Genomic DNA, 752 nt, shown 5'->3' with positions numbered 1-752 from the left:
GGGCCAGGCGGAAGCACCTGCTGAGGAGCCCACCGAGGGCCAGGCGGAAGCACCTGCTGAGGAGCCCACCGAGGGCCAGGCTCAGACCGATCAGCCTGCCGATCAGGATGAGACGCAGACCGGCGCCGTTCCGCCTGCCGAGGTGACGGTCGAGCAGAAGACCGAAATCAAGCAGGTCGTTCAGGAAGTGGATGTCGATCCGATCCCGGTCGACCGCATTGACTTCGAACTTGATGTCGGCGTCGCGGTGCCCCGGACCATCGAGGTTCGTCCGCTGCCGCCACAGATCGTGCGCATCGTGCCGGAATACGAAGACTATCTGTACTTCGTGCTGGCCGACGGCCGCATCGTGATCGTCGAGCCCGATACGCTCGAGATCGTCGTCATCATCGTGTGACGGCTATCCACGGCCTTTGTCAGGGGCGCCTCGCGGCGCCCCTGATGCTTTTGGCCGCCCCCCTACTCCCCCAGTTCAGCCAACCGGCGCTCGATGAAGCGGCGTTCGGGTTCCTGGCGGGTCAGCGACAGTGCTTGCAAGTAGGATGCGCGAGCGTCGGTCGCCCAGCCGAGACGCCGGCAGAAATCGGCGCGGGCCGAATGCGCCAGGTGATAATCCAGGAGCTCGCCGCGCGCGAAGATCGCGTCGATCAGCGCCAGACCAGCCGCAGGGCCGTCGCGCATCGCGATAGCGGCGGCGCGGTTCAGCGCGATAACCGGCGACGGATCGGCCTTCTGCAATATGTCGTAAAGGC

The 752-nt window shown here is 65.7% G+C and carries 1 protein-coding gene and 1 pseudogene; one reads left to right on the top strand and one right to left on the bottom strand.

Translation table 11 applies throughout. From position 1 onward, the window contains the following. On the top strand, positions 1 to 397 hold a 397-nt coding region (locus tag MAXJ12_RS09185), incomplete at its 5' end, for a DUF1236 domain-containing protein (protein ID WP_008835547.1). 62 nt (positions 398 to 459) lie between these two features. Here MAXJ12_RS09185 and MAXJ12_RS09180 read toward each other — a convergent pair. Then, positions 460 to 752, bottom strand: a pseudogene (locus tag MAXJ12_RS09180) (RNA polymerase subunit sigma-24); the annotation flags it as partial.

It is taken from the genome of Mesorhizobium alhagi CCNWXJ12-2, from assembly GCF_000236565.1.
Classification (GTDB): Bacteria; Pseudomonadota; Alphaproteobacteria; order Rhizobiales; family Rhizobiaceae; genus Allomesorhizobium; species Allomesorhizobium alhagi.
The sequence above is the reverse complement of the archived record's forward strand: the minus strand, read 5'-3'. Positions and strand labels throughout refer to the sequence as shown.